The organism is Nocardioides sp. 31GB23 (genome assembly GCF_040012395.1).
Classification (GTDB): Bacteria; Actinomycetota; Actinomycetes; order Propionibacteriales; family Nocardioidaceae; genus Nocardioides; species Nocardioides salarius.
Map to the genome: position 1 here is coordinate 14,330 of NZ_JBDYKJ010000053.1, position 20,151 is coordinate 34,480.

Consider the following 20,151-nt stretch of genomic DNA (forward strand, 5'->3'; position numbering starts at 1 on the left):
CAACCACGGACGGCGGCGCGGATGGCGTCGACCTGTCCTAAGGACTCATTCTGAGTGGATGTGGAGCGCGGTAGAGCGCCGACGGGCTCGACCTTGGCCGCCGCCGGGTGGCTACCCCGCATGTCGAAGGACCACGGGAGGCACCTCGCGCGCTCCAGGCATCTCATCTTTGGAAGCCGTCGCCGCCTGATTCTCCTCGAGGAGTAACGGGATGGTGACGATCGCCAGTGAAACCGCGGTACTCACCACCAATCCGGCGTTCTGGAGCATCGACCGCACCCCGTTGGCCATGTCCCGCGGGCAGCGTAGGTCGGGGGCCATACTTGGGAGCGTGGCAAAACCAGACGATGCGAAGCGGGCAGAAAGTCGGAAGGACAACGGCACGGCGAGCTTGGCAGACGTCACCGGTGTGCGAGTGCTGCTCACCGGCGGGACCAGTGGGCTCGGCCGCGCGATGGTGCAGGCCCTCGTCGCGGGCGGCGCCTCGGTGGTGTTCACCGGCCGCGACGGCAGCCGGGGACGGGAAGTCGCCGAGGAGGTTCGCCGGGTAGGACTAGGCACTGCCACCGCGATCGCAATGGACGTGCGTGATGAGGAGTCCGTCGCCGAGGGCGTCGCGTCGGCACGAGAGACGCTCGGCGCCATCGATGTGCTCGTCAACAACGCCGGCATCGGGATGCGGACCGTCAACCCGCGCTTCCTCACCGACCCGCGGCGGTTCTACGAGGTGACGCCGGCTGGGTTTCGTGACCTGATGGCGACCAACGTCACCGGCTACTTCCTCGTCGCCCGATCGGTCGTCCCCGAGATGGTCGCCGCCGGCCGCGGCGCGGTGGTCAACGTGAGCATCAACGAGCAGACGATGCGTCGTCGCGGGTTTGCGCCGTACGGCCCTTCCCGCGCCGCCACGGATGCGCTCTCACACGTGATGGCCGAGGACTTGGCCGGGAGCGGCGTGGACGTGAACCTGCTGTTGCCCGGTGGTGCGACCGCGACGGGGATGATCCCCGAGGGGTTCCCCGAGCCGATGCGGCAGCAACTTCTCGACCCCGCTGTCATGGGACCTTCGATCCGCTGGCTGTGCTCGCCCGCCTCCGACGGCCACACCGACCTTCGCGTCGTCGCCTTGGACTTCGCCGCGCCCGCGTAGCCTACAGTCAAGGGCGGCACGACCCATGCCCTCGGCCTCCGATGCTGAAGCCGGGGACAGACCCCACAAGCGGGATCGTTACTTCGGCGGCGGGACCAACGAGATCATGAACGAGATCATCAGCAAGCGGATGGGCCTGTGAGCCGACCGTTCCAGGTCACCGGCCTGCTCCAGCAGCAGGCGTGGGCGGACCGGCTGCTGCCGCCGGTCGAGAAGGTGCAGGACGGGCTGTGGTCCATCCCGGTCCCCATCCCGAACAACCCGCTGCGGTACGTGCTCGTCTACGTCCTCGAGCTCGACGACGGTGTGGCGCTCGTCGACGCCGGCTGGGACACGCCCGAGGCATGGACGGCCCTGACCGAAGGTCTGGCGACGGCCGGCGGGAGCGTGTCGGACGTCCGCGCGGTGCTCGTCACGCACATCCACCCCGACCACTACGGGCTCGCCGGCCGAGTCCGCGAGAGCTCCGGCGCCTGGGTCGGCCTGCACCCCGACGACGCCGCTCTGCTGCCGGCCCGTTACGGCGCCGGCGTCCCCGACCTGCTGCGGGAGATGCACGACCTGCTGCGCAGCTGCGGCGTCCCGGAGCAGGAGCTCGGGGTGCTGGCCGACGCGTCACTGCCACTCGTCGACTACGTCCGTCAGGTGCTGCCCGACCGCATGATCGAGGACGGCGAGTGGCTGCCCCTGCCCGGCTGGGACCTGCGGGCGGTGCACACGCCCGGCCACTCCCCCGGTCACCTCTGCTTCCACGAGCCCGGCCGACGGGTGCTGCTGTCCGGCGACCACGTGCTGCCCCGGATCACTCCCAACGTCGGCGTGCACGCCCAGTCCGCCGGAGACCCCCTGGCGGAGTTCCTTGCCTCGCTGGCGCGGGTCAGCGCGCTCGACGCGGATGTGGACGAGGTGCTTCCCGCGCACGAGTACCGCTTCGCCGGGATCGGAGCCCGTGTAGAGCAGCTGCTCGGCCACCACGAGCACCGGCTCGAGGAGATCCGGACTGCCTCGACCGGCCGCACGACCTGGGCGCTCACGGGCGCGCTGACCTGGTCGCGCCCCTGGGATCAGGTGTCGGGCTTCATGCGCCGCGCCGCCGTGGCCGAGACCCTGGCCCACCTCGTCCTGCTCGAGTCCCGCGGGCAAGTCCGGCGCACCGGCCTGCCGTGGGCGTGGGAGGCCGCATGACCGGCCAGCCGCCGACCGGCCGCCGTCGTTGCAGCCGGCGGCGGCGGAAGGCCAGGGCGTTCAGGCCGGCGCGGCAGACCGGCGCGACGAGGTCCCGGTACAGCGCGACGGCTACCCGTACTGGTGACCAAGGTCGTCTGGACGTCTCCCCTGCTCGTCGCCCTGCGACCCCGGGTCGAGGGGGCTGCGACACGTCCCGACCTCGGGACCGGCGATCTTGGCCTCCAACCACACGTCCTTCTACGACTGGCTGGTCCTGCCGCTGGTCGTGCGCCGCCGCATCATCTTCCTCGCCAAGAGCTCCTACTTCACCGGACGCGGCCTGCGCGGCCGGCTGCGCCGCCATTTCTTCACCGCCTGCCGCCAGGTGCCCGTCGACCGGTCCGGCGGCGGAGCAGGGGAGGCCGCTTTGCGCACGGCCGTGCGCCTGGTCGGCGAGGGCCAGCTGCTCGGCGTGTTCCCCCCCAGGGCACGCGCTCCCCGGATGGCCGGCTCCACCGGGGCAGGACCGGCGTGGTCCGCATGACCGCGCACAACGGCGCCCCCGTTGTGCCCCGGGCGAGACCCATCGATGGCCTTGTCCCAGTCTGCCCTGTCCGAGTTGCTCGAGCCAGCCGTTCCGCATCGGGCGACGGCGTCGGCATGATCCGCGAGTCGGTCCGCACGGTCTTGCAGGACCTCATGTCCGTCATGGAACGGACGGGACAAGCGCAGATCCAGACCACCCAGAAGTACCTCCACACCCTCGCCGACACCGACCAACGCAACCTCGATGCTCTGTGCCGCGTCCAGACCAGGCGCCCGTAAGTCCTCGAGCCCGACGCAGGGCGGTTACTCGCCGAGGAGCCGGAGGAGTTCGGCGCCGAACTTGGGCGCGAGTCGCCCCTGGGCCAGCAATTGGGTGATCTCGACCGGTGACTGCGGCGGGTTCCTCAACCTGAGGGACATGCCTTCGACCGCTGACACCACCAGCTCCCGGGCGGCTGCGAGCCGGTCACGTAGGAACCGGTCCGGCTTTCCGACCGCCGCTCCTGCGGGACGAGACCGGACAGGACGATCCGCCAAGAACATACATTCACGCATGTAGGTATGCTGGGCGGGTGACAGGACAAGAAGAGCGATCCGCTGCGACCCGCCGGGTTCTTCTCGACGCGACGGTGGCATGTTTGGTCGAGCACGGTTACCACGGGACGACCAGCGTGGCTGTGGCGAACAAGGCCGGCTTGTCGCGCGGCGCCCAGCTCCACCACTTCGGGACTCGCGACGACATGGTGGTTGCCGCGGTCGAGCACCTCGCCCAGAAGCGCCTGGAGAGCATGTCCGCCAGCCTCGACCGCATGGCTACTGAAGACGTGGAGCGGCCCGGGGCGAAGGAGCGGCTGGCGCGCGCCGCCCTGGACCTGTTGGCCGAGGCTCTCTCCGGTCCTCTCTATGCGGCCACGCTGGAGCTGTGGGTCGCGAGCCGGGCGAACGCTGCCCTGCGGGAGAAGCTGGTCCCAGCCGAGCTCCGGGTCGATGCCGAGCTCCGGTCTGTGTGTCGCACGTGGGTCACCGATGACCCGGTCCTTGTCCGTCTCACTCTTGATCTCCTGCTCGGCAGTGGCGTGAGCGGGATGCACGCCGACCACCGCAGCAACGGCCGCCGACGGCAGGCGATCGAGGCCTGGAGCACGTTCCTGCGACAGGAGGCCACGTTGTGACCAGTCTCGAGGATCTGATCTCGACGTGGGCTGCGAAGTTCCGCACCCATCCGGACGGTTCTCGGTTGCCGGCTCACCACGCCGCGTGCCTGGGATGCGGGGAGAACAATCCGCACGGTCACCATCTCCGGGTTCATCGCGAGGGTGACGGCGTTGTTGCGCGCCACACCTTCGACGAACGCCACGTCGGCGCACCCGGCATCGCTCACGGCGGTGCCGTGGCGGCGGTGGTGGACGACTTCTACGGATTCCTGCTCTACCTCACTGACGGGCCGGCAGTCACGCGCAACCTTGTTCTCGACTATCTGGCCCCGGTCCTCCTCGGGGTTGAGTACGAGTTGCGTGCCAACATCACGCGCACGGAGGGCCGCAAGCTGTTCGTGGAGGCCACGATGTCGGAGGTTGCCACCTCGAGGCGGGTCGTCTGCTCTACCGCGCTCTTCCTGAAGGTGGACGTGGGACATTTCCTGCAGGGCGAGCCGACGGGATCGTTCGGCCAAGGATCCGGTCAGTGAGGATCCCGCTCGACGGATTCCGCTGACCAATCCGAATCGTTACCGGCTCCGAACGGCATCGCAGAAGGGCGCCTCGCGTCCTGGCCCGACGCTGCACCCGAGCCCTCGCGTTGCTGTCCCCGAGACCGACGCCCCGTATTTGCGGATGTCAGTGACTACTTCTGCGCCGGTTCTCCGCCGGGCCGGACGCGGTGGTCTGACCGCCTGTTGTGACGATGTGTGTGGACCTCGCTCTGGTGATCGGTGCCGCGTCCTCCCTCTCGCTCGCGCTACCGGACATCGCCGAGAGCACCGCGGCCACGCAGACCGAGTTGACGTGGGTGTTGAACGTCTCGCCCTGGTCTTGGCGGCCTTGCTGCTACCGGTCGGGATCGCAGCCGACCGGTGGGGACGTCGACAGTTCCTGGTTGCCGGCCTCGTCTTGTTCGCTGTCGCATCGCTGGCGTCCGGGCTGGTGGAGCAGCCGCGCACCCCACAATCACGCTGCGAGGCCTGGCCGGTATCGGGCGCCGCCGCGGTGATGCCGGCGACTCTCTCGGTCCTGGTCGACGCCTTCCCCGACGACCCGCGACCGCAGGCCGTCGCGATCGGGGCAGGGCGTCTCCGGAGCAGGCGCCATGGTGGGGATCCTGTTCTCGGGCATTCTGTTGGAGAACTTCTGGTGGGGCCTATTCGTCAGCGCGTCGGCGCCAGTGAGTCCTTCGCGAGAGCGGGTGGGAGTTGCCGATCCGCCGTTGAGGCTGAGCCGATCGGTCTGGGGCCGGCCTTCCGTTCGAGTCCCGTGAGCCTCCTGCCTGGCGAGGTACTCCTCGAGCGCGCGGCAGTCCCGACGTACGTCTCGTCGTAGCCGCAGCTCAGCCGCCATCCGGACGCTGGGAGCCGGCGTTTCGCGCACTCAGTTCTCGTACACGTTGGCGCTGACATACCAGCAGCTTCCACAGGCAACGAGGCCACCGACGAGCCACCACATGAGGTAGCGGACCACGTCGAAGAAGGCCCCTGCCAGGTAGTGCCATCCGAGCCCGTTGAGGTCCGCAAAGCGCACAGCCCACCTCCCAACTGGCCGGGCAAGACGGTGGGTCCGGCGGCGGCCGAAGTGCGGAGCGAAGACGTGGGGCTGACACTGCGCCGAGTTACATAGGAAGGAAAGGGTAATCGTCTGGCCTCAGGCAAGTTCAGACACGAGAACGGTGAGGTGGCGAAGCATGGGGACCGCTATCGATTGCTCCTCGACGGTCAGGGATCTCCAGGCCGCTGACAACCGGTTGGCAACGAGGGCGCGCTTGGCCGCAAGGAGCTGCTCCCCACGCTCCGTCAGCCTCAGGACGCGCCGGCGTCGATCGTCGTCGGCCGGGACGCGACTCAGCAGCCCGGCTGCTTCCAGCCCGGCCGCCTGCTGGGTCACCGTCGGTTGGCTCAGCAACGTGTACGCCGAGATGGCGGCGATGCCCTCGCCACCGCAGGCCTGCACAGCATCGAGAAGGACCAACTGAGGCACGGTGACGTCGTCGAAGAGCGGCTGCAGTCGACCCCTCGTCCGGCGGGCGACCGCCAGCAGAGCCAGCACCGCGTCAGCGAACTGCTCAGCAGCGCCAGCCGTCAATTGGCTCCGCACGGCGTCAGCCCCCACCCCTTCACCACCCATGCGCACTCCCCTACGTCGAGAACAACACGCGGACCGGACCGGTGCCGACACTGAACGACAGTCCGCCCTGACGTCACGCTACCGGCCCAACCCAGCGGACTGCGGCTTCGAGCAAGGGCACGCGCCGGTCTGGTTGCCAGCGTTCTTGCATAAGGATGGTATATAGTTTCACTATGTTGTTTCCCGCGGCTAAGCGTGCAGAAACGGTGGCGGCGGTTCTCGAGCAGCTCTCGCGTGTGATGCGGCGACTCGCCACGACCGGTGGCCTCGGGCTCACGGCGGCTAGCGTGCTGACGCGACTGGACCTAGACGGACCCCAGCGTCTGACCGACCTTGCCGCCAGCGAAGGGGTCTCGCAGCCCAGCATGACTCAGCTCGTCTCCCGGCTCGAGCGCGAGGATCTGGTTCAACGCGCTCCCTCCCCGGAGGACGGCCGGGTGGTGATCGTCACGGTCACCGGCGCGGGCCGGAATTTGGTGGCCGAGCGGCGACTAGAACGAGCAGCGGCGCTGGAGGCCCTGCTCAACGAGCTTGATCTCGACGAGCAGGCAGCGATCAGCCGGGCGCTGCCGGCATTCGCGCGGCTGGCCGACCTCGCCAACGTCCCAGCTGTTTCCGGACGGGCTGACCGTCCGCGTCCCGGAGGAGTCAGATGACAGCCCCACACGCACCGCACGAACCCCTCGCGAGCCCGTTCCGCCAGCCCCGGGCGGTGTGGGCGGTCGCCTTCGCCTGCGTCATCTCATTCATGGGAATCGGTCTGGTCGACCCCATCCTGCCCGCGCTGGCGCACGACCTGCGCGCGACACCGAGCCAGGTGTCGCTGCTGTTCACCAGCTACCTGATCGTGACCGCGGTGGCCATGCTAGTGGTCGGTCCGATCTCCAGCCGGATCGGTGCGAAGCGCACGCTGGTGCTCGGCCTGATGATCATCGTGGTGTTCTCCGCCCTGGCCGGAACGTCGGGAACCATCAACGGCATCGTCGGTTTCCGCGCCGGCTGGGGGCTGGGCAACGCCCTGTTCATCGCCACCAGCCTGGCCGTGATCGTCTCGTCGGCCACCGGCGGCTTCGCGGGGGCCATCATCCTCTACGAGGCCGCCCTCGGGCTCGGTATCGCCGTGGGACCACTGTTGGGCGGCGAGCTCGGCAGCATCAGTTGGCGGGGACCATTCTTCGGGGTCGCCGTCCTGATGGGCATCGCCCTGGTGGCCACCATGCTGTTCGTCCCGTCGCAGCCGAAGCCCGCACGGCCGACCCCGTTCAGCGCGCCACTGCGCGCGCTGCGCCATCGCGGGCTGCTCACCATGGGATTGGCTGCGCTGCTGTACAACTGGGGCTTCTTCACCATGCTCGGGTACGCGCCCTACCCGATGGAGCTCAACGCGCACCGGCTCGGTCTGGTGTTCTTCGGCTGGGGCCTGCTGGTGGCCATCTTCAGTGTGTTCGTCGCACCGCGTATGCAGGGCCGCTTCGGCACCGCCCCGGTGCTGTATGCAAACCTCGCCGCACTGTCCGTTGTGCTCGCCGTGATCGCGGTCGGGGTGGACACGCCGTCAGTGGTGATCACCGCCGTCGTGGTCAGCGGCGCTTTCATCGGCATCAACAACACGCTCACCACCCAGGCGGTCATGCTCGTCTCGCCCGTCGAGCGACCGGTCGCGTCCTCGGCCTACGGGTTCGTCCGGTTCATCGGCGGCGGACTCGCGCCCTACGCAGCGGGCAAGCTGGCCGACCACTACGACCTCAGCGTGCCGTTCTTCGTCGGTGCCGGGGCGATCGCCCTCGCCATTATCGTGCTGGCCACCGGCCACCAGCTGCTCGCCGCCGCCGAGTCGGGGCAGTCCGCCGGAGAACCGATCACCTCAACCGAGGAGCCTGTCGAGCCGACCCTGGTCCGCCTCGATGCGACGCCCGGTAGGCAACACCGGCCAGTCGTCATCGCGATCGCCGCGGCCGAGGACGCCCGTGACCTCGTCGCGGCCGCGGCCGAATTGGCCCGAATGACGGGGAGTCCAATCGAACTCGTTCACGTTCACGAGACCACCATCGTCGAGGAGTTCGCCATCGACGCGGCGGACTGGGGCTGGGAGCGGCAAGCCCTGCGTCGCCACATCGACTGGCTCACCCAACACGGAAGCACCGCGAGCGGGCTGCTGCTGCACAGCGTTGGCGACCACGCCGCTGCTGGGCGGGTCCTCGCCCGACACGCCAACAACGTCGACGCGCGAACGGTAGCGATCGGCAACTCCCCCCACGGAGCTGCTGTGCAATTCGCGGAGGGAAGCCTGACACACGCACTGATCGCCAGCGCGCGGTGCCCCGTGGTCCATCTTCGTCCCGGCACAACCGCCCGCGAACTCACGGCCGACGACTTCGGGGAGTCGATCCGGCCCTGACCGACGGGTCGCGATCGGCCGCGGGAGACTCAGTCCGGGCGCCGGTTCGCCGAGCCAGCCCCGCCTCCTGCGCCCCTCGGCGGCGGCCACGGGCCGTAACTGCGGCAACTCCAGGAACGGAACCAGACCCAAACGGTGCTGACAGACGTCGAACCGGTCGAGGTCGACGTCCCACGCGACCGCGAGGGCACCTTCGATCCACGGATCGTGAAGAAGCGGCAACGCCGCCTCGATAGAGTCGACCAGATCGTGTTGTCGCTGACCGCGCGTGGCCTGACCACCGGTGAGGTCGCCGCACACATCGCCGATGTCTACGGCGCGAGCATCAGCAAGGACACGATCGGCCGGATCACCGAGAAGGTGACCGCGGAGATTGTCGAGTGGCAGCACCGACCACAGGAATCCGCCGTCTACCCGGTGATCTTTATCGACGCGATCATGGTCGAGGTGCGCGACGGCCAGGTCACTAAACCTCGATCCACCGATGAGGTTGGTCGGGTGAGCGCGTCGTGAAGTGAGAATGCCCTTACGTGCTGGGAAAATCTGTCTTGTCTAGGGACCGATTTCCACCACCACGAAGGGCATCTCGTAGATGCAACTCTGCCACACGCCCCGTGCCACGTCGGCGGTGTTCGATGATCCGAATCTCGTGTCGTCGGCCGGGCTGGTCCCGGTCCTCGCGCTGGCCCGGTCCGCCGGGCTCCACGAGCTCGCTCAGCAGCACTTGTCGGTGCCAACGTACAAGGGCGCCAACTCCGGTCTGAAGGTCGCCTCCCTGGTCGCTGGGATGGTCGCAGGCGCGGACTCCATCGACGACATGGCGCTTCTTCGTCATGGCGGGATGGGCCGGGTCTTCACCAGCGCCTACGCGCCCTCGACGCTGGGATCGTTCTTGCGGTCGTTCACGTTCGGCCACGTCCGCCAGCTCGACGCTGTCGCCTCCCGGTTCCTGACCCGGCTGGCCGACCAGGCACCGATGATCACTGCGGGCCAGGAGTCGACCCAGCGGGTGATGGTCGACATCGACGACACCATCTTCGAGGTCCACGGCCACGCCAAGCAGGGCTCAGGCTACGGCTACTCCGGGGTCCGCGGCCTCAACGCGCTACTCGCCACCGTGTCCACCAAGGACACCGCGCCGCTGATCGTGGCCCAACGGCTCCGCAAGGGATCGTGCGGTTCACCACGGGGTGCGAAGCGTTTGGTCGCCGACGCGTTGAAGACCACCCACCAGCTCACAGGTGCCTCCAGCCTGCGACCGCTGGTGCGCGCGGACTCCGCGTTCTACGGACACCCGAGCATCGCAGCCGCGCTCAAGGCCGGCGCAGACGTCTCGGTCACTGTCCGCCTGGACAACCGCATCAAGGCCGCGATCACCACGATCGCCCAGGACGCCTGGACCCCGATCGAGTACACCGACGCCGTGTTCGACGAGCAGACCAAGACCTGGATCTCCCGCGCCGAGGTCACCGAGATTCCCTTCACCGCGTTCGCTGCGCAGAAGAAGACCAACCACGTGCCAGGACGGCTGGTGGTGCGCCGGATCCCGGACCTCAACCCGGGCAGCAAGGACGGCCAGGACACCCTGTTCGACACCTGGCGCTTCCACGCCTTTTTCACCACCACCGCCCCGGTCGTGGCCGACACGGTGGCCGCGGACAAGACCCACCGTGGCCACGCGATCATCGAACAGGTCCACGCCGACCTGAAGAACTCCGCGCTGGCTCACCTGCCCTCAGGGCAAGTTCACCGCGAACGCAGCCTGGCTCGTGCTGGCCGTGATGGCGTTCAACCTGACCCGAGCCGCCGCGACCATCACCGGCCCGGGACTCGCCAAGGCCACCACCGCGACCATCCGCCGCAAACTCATCGCCGTGCCCGCCCGAGTGGCATCCTCCGCGCGAAGAGTGACCCTTCACCTCCCAACCGCGTGGCCCTGGGAGACCGCCTGGACCGAGCTCTTCACCCGGGTCTGCGGACCACCACCGGCATCGACGACCTGACCACCCCAGCCGACACGGCACGACGACCAACCTGGAACGACCTGGCAGCGAGGCCAGACCAACAGCCACGCCCACGCACCCGAGAACCCCTCGTCAGCGACCGCGGACGCTCAACCCCAGCTCATCGGTGGATCGAGGCTAAAGCGCCGTTCTACGTCGTCAACGGGGTCACCGCTGCCGGGAGCGCGACATCCTCGGGATCTGGGCCGGCGAGGGTGCGAAGTTCTGGCTCAAGTTCGACGTGTTCGACGACGGCTGCAGTCGACCCCTCGTCCGGCGAGCGACCGCCAGCAGAGCCAGCACCGCGTCAGCGAACTGCTCAGCGCCAGTCGTCGATTGGTTCCGCACGGCGGTTGCGTGGATATCGCCCTGCTCATTGGGCAATGTTGCTCATTGGGCAGCGACCCCCATACTGGGTACATGGAGCGTGGATTGCGGGATGTGAAACGCGAGGCGACGGCTCATGCCCTGGCCCAAGCGGCGTTCGAGCTGACCCGTGAGCGGGGTCTGTTCGGTTTCGTCACCGCAGACGTGGTCGAGCGGGCTGGGTACTCCCGTCGCACGTTTGCGAACCATTTCTCCTGCAAGGAGGAGGCGGTCGCCTCGGTGGCCTTCAGCCGCATTGACGATGTCGGTGCGATCTTGTCAGGCCTACCGGCGGACCTCCCGTTGCCCGACGCTCTCCTCGCGGTGATGCGGGAGCAGTTTACGGCCGACACGCTGGTGTCGATGCGGGAGTTGCTGGCGATGGCTCGGCAGTACCCGACGCTCGAGCCTTACGTTCTGGGTGTCCAGCAACGGATGCGCCAGTCTGCCCAGGAGTTGTTGGGATCGTTGGCTGGGGACCGTTACCCCGGCATCTACGTGCCATTGCTCTTCGGAGCCGTGTACGGCGCCGTCACGGCCGCCCTGGAGGGCACCCTCGACGTGCGACTTGACGGTGACCGCGACGCTTCGCCGGGCGCGATGGACTACACCTCCTTCCTCGACATCACCTTCGACTACCTGCGTACCGGCTTCTAGCCACACGCAGTTCCCCCACTGAGGAGAAACAGCCCGCATGTCTACGTTCCTGTACCGGCTCGGGCGAACTGCCTTCGGTCGCCCCTGGTTGTTCATCGCGGGCTGGCTGGCCGTGCTCGCGGTGGTCGTGGCCGGCTTTGCCATCAACGGCGTGAGCGTGAGCTCGGAGATGAAGATCGAAGGCACCGAGGCGCAGACCGTTCTCGACCGTGTCACCGCGGAGCTCCCCCAAGCCTCGGGGGGCCAGGCAAGTGTGGTCTTCACCGCCCCTGAGGGTCAGCGTCTCGACACCCCGGAGCGCCTCGCGACGATCAGCAACACCGTCAACGAGATCTACGCGCTCAAGCAGGTCGTCAACCCCCTCGACGCGGCGCTGGGCGCCCCTGCCGACGCCCCCGGCGTCGGACCAGGCGGCCCAGGCGAGCCGGGACCAGGCTCCGGCTCGCAGCCGGGGAACACCCCCGCTGCTGGGCCGAATCAGGGCCAGGCGCTGCCGTACCAGCCGCTGGTGGTCGACGGAAGACCGGTGCCCGGCGTGCTGGTGTCATCGGACGCCCAGGTGGCGCTCTTCCAGTTCCAGTTCAAGGTCGCGACGTTCTCGCTGACCGACAAGGACGTCACCGCAGTCCTCGACGTGATCGACCGCTCCGAGACCGGCTCGGACATCACGGCCCTGCCGAGCGACACACTGAAGGCCTTGGAGGTTCCGGTCGGGGTCGGCGAGGTCATCGGGCTTGCGGTCGCGGCGATCGTGCTGGTGCTGACCCTCGGGTCGCTGGTCGCAGCCGGACTGCCGCTGATCACCGCCCTGGTCGGGGTCGGGATCGGCGTCGGCGGCGCCTACGCCCTGTCGACGATGGTGACGATGAACTCCGCGACCCCGGTGCTCGGGCTGATGGTCGGCCTCGCCGTCGGAATCGACTACGCGCTGTTCGTCGTGAACCGTCAGCGACGCCTGATCCTCGACCGGGGCCTCACCGCACGGGAGGCAGCCAGCAGGGCCGTCGGGACCGCAGGCAGTGCCGTCTTCTTCGCAGGACTCACCGTCCTCATCGCGCTCACCGCCCTGAGCGTCATCGGCATCGCGATGCTCACCACCATGGCACTCGTGGCGGCCACCACCGTCGCGTTGGCCGTGCTCATCGCCCTAACCCTCCTGCCGGCGCTGCTGGGCCTGGTCGGAGAGCGGATCTGCTCACCCAAGGCCCGGGAGCGGCGTCGCGCGAAGGTGGAGGCGGAGTCCCACAGCGTGGCCGACCACTGGGTGAAGGGCGTGATCAGGTTCAGGTGGCCAGTGATCGCTGTCGTCATCGCCACCCTGGGTATTGCCGCCATCCCAGCCGCGAGCATGGACCTGGGTATCCCCACCGGCGCCACCGCGAACAAGGACACCGCCGCCCGGCAGAGCTATGAGGCAATCTCACGTGGCTTCGGCGAGGGCTTCAACGGCCCCCTCCTGGTCACCGCAGAGCCGACCACGACCGGCGCCTCGATCACCCCCGAGCTCACCGCCACCCTGACCAAGGAGCTCCAGCAACGCGACGACATCGTGCTGGCAGCACCCGTCGGCACCAGCGAAGCGGGCGACCTGCTCGTGTTCAGCGTCATCCCCACCTCCGGACCCAGTGACGCTGCCACCAGCGACCTCGTGAACTCACTGCGTGAGCCGGGCAACCCCATTGCCCAGCACAACCAGGTGAGCCTGGGCGTGACCGGCTTCACCGCCATCAACCTGGACATGTCCGAGAAGCTCGCGGGCGTGCTGCCCCTCTACCTCGCGATCATCGTCGTGCTCTCGCTCCTGATCCTGATGCTGGTCTTCCGCTCGGTGATCGTCCCCATCAAGGCCACCATCGGCTTCCTGCTCAGCATCCTGGCCACCTTCGGCATCACCACCGCCGTCTTCCAATGGGGCTGGCTCAGCGGCCTCTTCGGGTTCGACACCGGCGGCCCACTGATGAGCTTCATGCCGATCATCGTCACCGGCATCCTCTACGGCCTCGCCATGGACTACCAGGTCTTCCTGGTCTCCTCCATGCGCGAGTCCTACGTCCACGGTCACCACGGAAGGCACAGCGTCATTCACGGTTTCGATCAGGCCAGCCGGGTCGTGGTCGCAGCCGCCGCCATCATGATCTCAGTGTTCTCCGGCTTCATCTTCAGCCACGACATCATGATCAAACAGGTCGGGTTCGCCCTCGCCACGGGCATCCTCATCGACGCCTTCATTGTCCGGATGACCCTCGTCCCGGCACTCATGGCGATCTTCAGCGAAAAAGCATGGTGGCTGCCCCGCTGGCTCGACCGCCTGCTGCCGAACCTCGACGTCGAGGGCGACAAGCTCCTGACCATGCTCAACGAGCAGTCCGAGACCGCCCGACGGCGAAGGATTGAGATCCGGAACTGACGGTCATGCAGCCAAGGTTCCGACTCATGTGGCAGGTGAGTCAACCGACGCGACCCACGACCCCGCACACCGAGCTGGACCGGCCGACTGCGAATGCGCGCGCGTGCCGATGACTACATACGCTGCTTGCTGACCCACCAGTCTCGCGCCGGAACCTCACCGCCGCCTTCGAGACGACGTCGAAGGCGGCCATGACGGCCAACGAAGCGGGTACGGGCCATCAACTCGGAGGATACGCAGCGCCTCGTTGGCATGGCCCCCATCCGCAGCTCACTACCGATCACCCCCAGCACCGACGATCGGGCCCGATCACGAGGGTGCCCCGTCGCGGCGGCAACCCCCGGGAGCCTTCTGTGAAGGCCGTAGGCGGAGGCCAGGTCACCCCATCGGCGTCGAAGAGCAATCGGTACCCGAGGTGGTGCTCGGCGTCGAACTGACGCTGCCGGGCGATTGTCGGTGACGTTGTCGCGACTGATCCCTGGTTACGTCGGCCGCCGTGAACTCGGCGGCCTGGTCACGGAATTGGCAGCTCTGCGCGGTGCAGCCTCGTCATCGACCTTCTACTGCGTCGGGGTGCCACATCTGGGTCGGCGAGCATCTACGAACGGGGTACGCGCGTGGGTGTCGTGCCGGTTGGGTCAGTGCCCTGGGTCACATCGCTATCGTCTTCGTGGTCGAAGTCGTCACCGTAGTCTGCATCAGGATCGACGCCGCTCTCGAAGGCGCGTGTGAGGTTGTCGGCGGCGCTGTCGTGGTGCGTACCGCGACGAAGGGGCGTCTCTCGGAGAAAGAGCAAGACGAGGAACCCGATAATCGCGAAGGGCACGGCAGCCAGGAACGTTGTCTGCAGCGCGTCGGCGAAACCGCTTGTGACAGCGGTATGGATCGGTTCGGGGAGCGCAGCGATCTGGTCGGGGCTCCCCAGTTTGGTGGCACCGCCGACTGCCTTGCCGGGCGGCACCCCCGCCGCCTTGAGCTGGGCGGGAATGGTGTCACGCAACCGGTGGGTGAGCAGTGCCCCGAAGACTGCCACGCCAAGTGCGCCGCCCAGTGAGCGGAAGAATGTAGCGCCGGAGGTGGCGACGCCGAGATCCTTATGTTCGACCGCGTTCTGCGTAGCCAACACCAGGACCTGCATGACCATGCCGATGCCGAGTCCGGTGACGAGCATGTAAACACCGGCCAGGGTGAGGGAGGTGTTCTCATCAAGAAGGCTCATCAAGAAGAGTCCGACGGTCGTGATGAGGAGTCCCAGGAGAGGAAAGACCTTGTAGCGACCGGTCCGGGTGATGATTCGTCCCGAACCGATCGATGTCACCAACAGTCCGACCATCAGCGGCAGGGTCAGCAGGCCTGACGCGGTGGGGGTCTCTCCCTTGACGATTTGCAGGTATTGAGGCAGGAAGATGATCGCGCCGAACATCGCCACACCGACGGTGAACCCCGCAAGGCTGGTGATCACGAAGGTGTGATTCGCGAAGAGATGCGGAGGCATGATCGGTTCGACGACACGTCGCTCCTGCCATACCGCGAGCGCGAGCATCAAGAGCGCAAGCGCACCGAGGAGGTACGTCCAGCCAGAGTTCCAGGCGAACTCCTTGCCCCCGAGCGACAGCATGAGCAGCAGGGAGCTGACACTGCCCACGATGAAGAACGCCCCAAGCCAATCGATGGCATGTTGACGACGAGGGAAGGGGAGCTTCAACACCCGTTCGGTGACAACCAGCGCGGCGATCCCGACCGGAATCGGCGCCCAGAACGTCCATCGCCAGGATAGGTGCTCGACGAGGAAGCCGCCGAGCAAGGGGCCTGCGACGGTGGCGAGACCGAACACGGACCCGATGTATCCCTGGTAGCGCCCTCGCTCGCGAGGACTGACCACGTCCCCGATGATCGCTTGGGAGAGAGCCATGAGTCCGCCGACCCCCAGACCCTGGACGGCGCGCGACCCGATCAGTTGCGGCATGTTCTGCGCAAAGCCGGCGGCCAGCGAAGCCACGAGGAAGATCCCGATGGCGGACTGGAACATGATCTTTCGGCCGTAGAGGTCGGATAGCTTGCCCCAGATGGGAGTAGAGGCCGTGGACGCCAAGAGGGTGGCGGAGACCACCCAGGCCAACTGCTCCTGTCCACCCAGCTCGCCGACGATGGTGGGCAACGCGGTCGCCACGATGGTTTGGGATAGCGCCGCGACGAGCATCCCCAACATCAGGCCGACGAAGACGGTAAGGATCTGCCGGTGCGACAGGATCGGCATTCGAGAGCCCTCGTGCGTCGACGTGTCGCTGGAGGGTGTGGGCGCGGCTGATGCCTCGGTCATTGAATGCGAACTCCTCTGCGTGGTGGCCGTGGTGCTGTTTCCGCTGTCGTTGACCCCGGAGGGGCGGGGGTCGCGTCTTCCAGTTCGGCCATGTCTCGGTTGAACTTGCCCAGGAGGCGGGCGAAGTCCTCCTGGTCCTTGGAAGGCCATGAACCCAGAATGCCGCGCACCGCTTCGCGTCGCCTGGCCCTCGTCGCAACGAGCGACTCTTCCCCAGCCGCAGTAAGCGTCATACGACAGGCGCGACGGTCCTCCGGGTCCGGTACGCGCGTAGCCAACCCGGCCCTCTCCAAGTGGGCAACTTGCCGACTAATAGTCGAGGCGTATAGTCTGAAGTAGCTGGCCAACTCCCCCGGCCGCTGGGGTCCTCGATCGTAGATCAGACCCAGAATCGCGTACCCGGAGCGTTCGAGCGGACGACCACCGTCCGGGCCGCGTCCATGCAGGTGAACCTTTTGCGTGCGTCGCACAAGCAAGATCACCTGACGCTCGACCTGACTCAAGACATCGGATCGCGTGGCCTCCTCGTCTATAAGAGCCGTCGAGAGCTTCTGATCGTTCGACAAGGACTACTCCTCGGGACGGCTTGAATGCCGCGATGGTCCGGGAAGGAAAGGCCACCCATGGCCTCGGGTGCGTTGAGGGGGAAGTGGTTCATCCAGTTCGGTCCTCGGCTCTAGCAGTTCAGGCCGCTCGACAGCCAGGAAGTCCTCCATGGTTACGAGCCCGCGCGCCACTTCACGTCGCAGCCTCAACTCGGCGAACAACCGGATCCGGGGTGCCGGCGTGTCCTGCACCCATTCCATGTACATAAACTGACCCGCGCACCAGCAACTACCGCAGGCCACCAGGCCCCCCATGCACCACCAGAGAAAGTATCGAGTCAGATCGATGAGCGCGTAACTCATCTGCTGCCAACCGATGCCATGCAGATCCGCGTACCTCATGGCCCACCTCCAACCAGGGACCGGGCATACACCCAGGCGCCGAACGACCGTGCGGAACGAAGCCTTCAACCGCAAGATACCCGTGATTACATAGGAGGAAAAGGGTATTCGATAGGCTGATTCACGCCAGGTCCGCGAGGTGCCGCAACGATGGAACCACCAACGCTTGCTCCTCGGCCGCGGGCGCGATCCAGGCGACTGACAATCGATCAGCCACCACCCCCTCCTTGGCCGCCAGCAACTGCTCGCCGCGCTCCGTGAGGGCCAGGAGCCGGCGGCGCCGATCGTCGTCTGCCGGGACGCGGCGCAAAAGGCCGTTCGCCTCCAAGAACGCCGCCTGTTGGGTCACGGTCGGCTGACTCAGGGCGGTGTAGTCAGAAATTGCGACAATTCCCTCGGCGGCGCAAGCCTGAACAGCATCGAGAAGGACGAGTTGGGGAACGGTAACGTCCTCGAACAGGGGCTGCAGCCGACCTCGGATGCGTCTTACCACGGCAAGAAACGCCAGGGCCGCGTCGGCGAAGTCCTCCGGGCCACGCGGGGCGCGGGACGGCTGCAACGTTGAGGTCATCAACTGCATCCATGAGGCGACGCCTACGTGACTCCTCGGCGTCCGGGATCTTCCCGGCCCCGCCCGGGGTGGACATGACCGAGCTGTTCCTGCCCATGCTCATCATGAGTGACGCACCTCGGCACACCCAGCCGCGTCATCTGGTCAGCAAGGCCTTCACCGCGCGCCAAATCGCCCGGGTCGAGGCGCGCGTCCAGACCCTCGTCAACGACCTCCTCGACCAAGTTTCCGGCCCACGCTGCTGACCGCATCGTTAGAACGCGGACTCGTCGGCGACCCCGAAAGCCGCGAGGAGATGGCCATCGAGCCCTGGCGGCAGGCCACCAAGACCTACCGGGGCGGGCGCATGGTCATCGACGAACTGACTGAGAACCCGCCAACCGAAGGAGTAGCCCACGCTGTCCGCACGACCGCGCGCCACGACTGGGCAGCCATGGCCATCGCAGCCGGGCTGGCCAGTGGCCTCGACGAACCAGCGATTCGAGTGGGCCACCGCCTCGAGATCGAAGCGCGACGGAGCAACCAGCTTGCAGAACACACCGCGGCACGCGAGCCGCGACCGCGAAACGTGCTGAGCAAGATCAAGACGATCAGCCGTTAGGAGGTAAGCGCGAGTCGTTTCGACTACCGCTGGTCGGCGAACACCGCGAGCAGCCTCGGCGAGGATTTAGAACCAAGCCCCGCCCAGGGTGACGTCCCCTTGCTCCTATGTCAAGCAGCTGTCGCTGTCGACGCTGTGTTGGCCTCGGCGTCGGTCGTGAGGGCCTTGAAGACGACGTCGGATAGCCGTCTCTTGAGCGCTCTGATGGACTCGGCCTTGTTGTCTCCGGCGGCGCGCCGGCGCTCAAGGTAGGTTTTCGCGTCCGGGTGGTAGTGCGCTTGGGTGATGGCGATGCGATGGATCGCTGCGTTGATCTGTCGATTGCCGGTGCGGCTGAGTCGGTGTCGTTCGTTGTTCCCTGACCAGACGGGAAGCGGTGCGGTGCCGTTGTGGCGGGCATAGGCGTGCCGGGATCGGAAGCGTCGGACGCCGGCGGTCTCGCCGAGGATCTTGGCCGCGCTCAAGGTCGCACAACCGCAGATCTCCAGGAGTGCGGGTGCCTGCGCGCGCACCAACTGTTCCAGTTCTTGGTCGAGCTCCAGGATCTCGGCGGTGAGCAGTCTGCATCGCTCGACCAAGCCGCGTGCCAGCCGGGCGACGGTGCCATCCTCGCGGGTGAGGTGTTGCAGGATCGCCTTCAGATGCTTGGCTCGCCACAGGGAACGAGCTGGTGGCGCCCAGGCTGGGTCCAGCTCGTGCAGGTGCCACCGCAGCCGGTTGATCGCTCGGGTGCGCTCAGCCACGAGGTCGTCGCGATGGTCTGCCAGCAGTCGGACCTCTCGGGCCGGCCCGTCGAGGCTGGCGGTGGGAAGGTTCGGTTCGCGCAGTGCTGCTCGTGCCACCGCCAGTGCATCGATGGGGTCTGACTTGCCGTAGGTACGGGCGCCGTCTCGAGCGTGGGCCATCATCTTCGGAGGAACTCTGACGATCCGCTCACCAGCTCCGAGGAGGTCGCGCTCGAGTCGCCGCGAGAGATGGCGGCAGTCCTCGATTGCCCAGGTTCGGGCGTCGCCGAACTGCTCGGCCCAGCACAGCAACTGCAGGTGATCAGCTGTTGTCGTGCCCGTTGTTCGTTCGCCCAGTTTGGGGACTGCTGCACGAACGGGTGACAGTTTCGGTTAGGCCGCTTGGATCGCGGTTGTCATCATGATCAACTCGTATTCGACAGGGTCAATCGTCCGAGAGCGGCCTGTCGACGGCGTCGGTGGTAAGTCTTCTCGATCCACGTCACTATCGCGATCCGCAGATCCTCACGCGTCGCCCACGCCCGTCGGTTGAGGACGTTCTTCTGCAGCAGCGCGAAGAACGACTCCATGGCTGCGTTGTCACCAGCTGCCCCAACGCGACCCATGGAGCCGACCATCGAGTGACGGTTGATCGCGTGGACGAACTTCCTGCTTCGAAACTGCGACCCGCGGTCGGTGTGAACCACACAGCCGGCCACATCACCGCCTTCGATGCGGCGGCGAGCAACTGCGTTGTTCAGCGCCGCGACCGCCAGCGACGACTTCATCCGTGAGTCGATCGAGTAGCCCACGATCCGGTTGGAGTACACGTCCTTGATCGCGCAAACGTAGAGCTTGCCTTCGCCGGTCCAGTGCTCGGTGATGTCCTATGCCGACCTTGGAACTATGCCGACCATTTCAGCGGTCGCGCAGGTCAACGGTGATGCTGAGGTTCGGAAGG

15 protein-coding genes and 3 pseudogenes are annotated in these 20,151 nt (G+C 67.0%); 13 read left to right on the forward strand and 5 right to left on the reverse strand.

Features of this window, described 5'->3' with window-relative positions; translation table 11 throughout:
- The first annotated feature begins 211 nt into the window (after positions 1-211).
- From ABKW28_RS16215 to ABKW28_RS16235, 5 genes are all read left to right on the forward strand, one after another.
- Positions 212-1,150 (forward strand): SDR family oxidoreductase, encoded by a 939-nt coding sequence (locus ABKW28_RS16215; RefSeq protein WP_200951136.1) that lies wholly within the window; start codon positions 212-214, stop codon positions 1,148-1,150.
- 138 nt (positions 1,151-1,288) lie between these two features.
- Positions 1,289-2,335, forward strand: coding sequence for an MBL fold metallo-hydrolase (locus tag ABKW28_RS16220; protein ID WP_082563745.1), 1,047 nt, complete (start codon positions 1,289-1,291; stop codon positions 2,333-2,335).
- 217 nt (positions 2,336-2,552) lie between these two features.
- Positions 2,553-2,861 carry a lysophospholipid acyltransferase family protein gene (locus ABKW28_RS16225; protein WP_056681112.1) on the forward strand — a complete coding sequence of 103 codons (309 nt, stop codon included), beginning with the start codon at positions 2,553-2,555 and terminating at the stop codon, positions 2,859-2,861.
- 574 nt (positions 2,862-3,435) lie between these two features.
- Positions 3,436-4,035, forward strand: coding sequence for a TetR/AcrR family transcriptional regulator (locus ABKW28_RS16230; RefSeq protein WP_156393618.1), 600 nt, complete (start codon positions 3,436-3,438; stop codon positions 4,033-4,035).
- Positions 4,032-4,550 (forward strand): PaaI family thioesterase, encoded by a 519-nt coding sequence (locus tag ABKW28_RS16235; protein WP_056681105.1) that lies wholly within the window; start codon positions 4,032-4,034, stop codon positions 4,548-4,550. The genes ABKW28_RS16230 and ABKW28_RS16235 overlap by 4 nt, the downstream gene beginning before the upstream one ends.
- 1,165 nt (positions 4,551-5,715) lie before the next feature.
- Here the strand turns inward: ABKW28_RS16235 and ABKW28_RS16240 are convergent.
- Complete coding sequence (locus ABKW28_RS16240; protein WP_162250945.1) at positions 5,716-6,117, reverse strand: MarR family transcriptional regulator; 402 nt, start codon at positions 6,115-6,117, stop codon at positions 5,716-5,718.
- Between the two features lie 251 nt (positions 6,118-6,368).
- Here ABKW28_RS16240 and ABKW28_RS16245 point away from each other — a divergent pair, with 251 nt between their 5' ends.
- The 6 genes and pseudogenes from ABKW28_RS16245 (at position 6,369) to ABKW28_RS16270 (ending at position 14,026) form a co-directional block, all read left to right on the forward strand.
- Positions 6,369-6,851: a MarR family transcriptional regulator gene (locus ABKW28_RS16245; protein WP_056681097.1), complete on the forward strand. Its 483-nt coding sequence runs from the start codon at positions 6,369-6,371 to the stop codon at positions 6,849-6,851.
- Complete coding sequence (locus ABKW28_RS16250) at positions 6,848-8,593, forward strand: MFS transporter (protein WP_056681096.1); 1,746 nt, start codon at positions 6,848-6,850, stop codon at positions 8,591-8,593. Before ABKW28_RS16245 ends, ABKW28_RS16250 begins: the two co-directional genes overlap by 4 nt.
- A gap of 106 nt (positions 8,594-8,699) precedes the next feature.
- Positions 8,700-9,055: pseudogene (locus tag ABKW28_RS16255) on the forward strand (transposase); the annotation flags it as partial.
- 130 nt (positions 9,056-9,185) lie between these two features.
- Positions 9,186-10,596, forward strand: a pseudogene (locus ABKW28_RS16260) (IS1380 family transposase).
- A gap of 420 nt (positions 10,597-11,016) precedes the next feature.
- Positions 11,017-11,619, forward strand: a complete 603-nt coding sequence (locus ABKW28_RS16265; RefSeq protein ID WP_082563742.1) for a TetR/AcrR family transcriptional regulator — start codon at positions 11,017-11,019, stop codon at positions 11,617-11,619.
- Between the two features lie 37 nt (positions 11,620-11,656).
- A complete protein-coding gene (locus tag ABKW28_RS16270; protein WP_056681087.1) occupies positions 11,657-14,026 on the forward strand; it encodes an MMPL family transporter in 2,370 nt (789 codons plus the stop codon).
- Positions 14,027-14,624: 598 nt separating this feature from the next.
- Here ABKW28_RS16270 and ABKW28_RS16275 read toward each other — a convergent pair.
- Complete coding sequence (locus ABKW28_RS16275) at positions 14,625-16,283, reverse strand: MDR family MFS transporter (protein WP_302710068.1); 1,659 nt, start codon at positions 16,281-16,283, stop codon at positions 14,625-14,627.
- 1,131 nt (positions 16,284-17,414) lie between these two features.
- On the reverse strand, positions 17,415-17,873 hold the full coding sequence (locus tag ABKW28_RS16280) for a MarR family transcriptional regulator (RefSeq protein WP_056681081.1): 459 nt from the start codon (positions 17,871-17,873) through the stop codon (positions 17,415-17,417).
- Positions 17,874-17,938: 65 nt separating this feature from the next.
- Between ABKW28_RS16280 and ABKW28_RS16285 the strand changes: the two genes are divergently transcribed.
- Both ABKW28_RS16285 and ABKW28_RS16290 read left to right on the forward strand, forming a co-directional pair.
- Positions 17,939-18,109 (forward strand): hypothetical protein, encoded by a 171-nt coding sequence (locus ABKW28_RS16285; RefSeq protein ID WP_235532562.1) that lies wholly within the window; start codon positions 17,939-17,941, stop codon positions 18,107-18,109.
- Positions 18,110-18,159: 50 nt separating this feature from the next.
- Positions 18,160-18,465 (forward strand): hypothetical protein, encoded by a 306-nt coding sequence (locus ABKW28_RS16290; protein WP_056681076.1) that lies wholly within the window; start codon positions 18,160-18,162, stop codon positions 18,463-18,465.
- Between the two features lie 110 nt (positions 18,466-18,575).
- On the opposite strand, the gene ABKW28_RS16295 is transcribed toward ABKW28_RS16290, so the two are convergent.
- Both ABKW28_RS16295 and ABKW28_RS16300 read right to left on the reverse strand, forming a co-directional pair.
- Positions 18,576-19,577, reverse strand: a complete 1,002-nt coding sequence (locus tag ABKW28_RS16295; RefSeq protein ID WP_056681073.1) for an IS110 family transposase — start codon at positions 19,575-19,577, stop codon at positions 18,576-18,578.
- Between the two features lie 6 nt (positions 19,578-19,583).
- Positions 19,584-20,077: pseudogene (locus tag ABKW28_RS16300) on the reverse strand (IS3 family transposase); the annotation flags it as partial.
- Positions 20,078-20,151 lie beyond the last annotated feature (74 nt).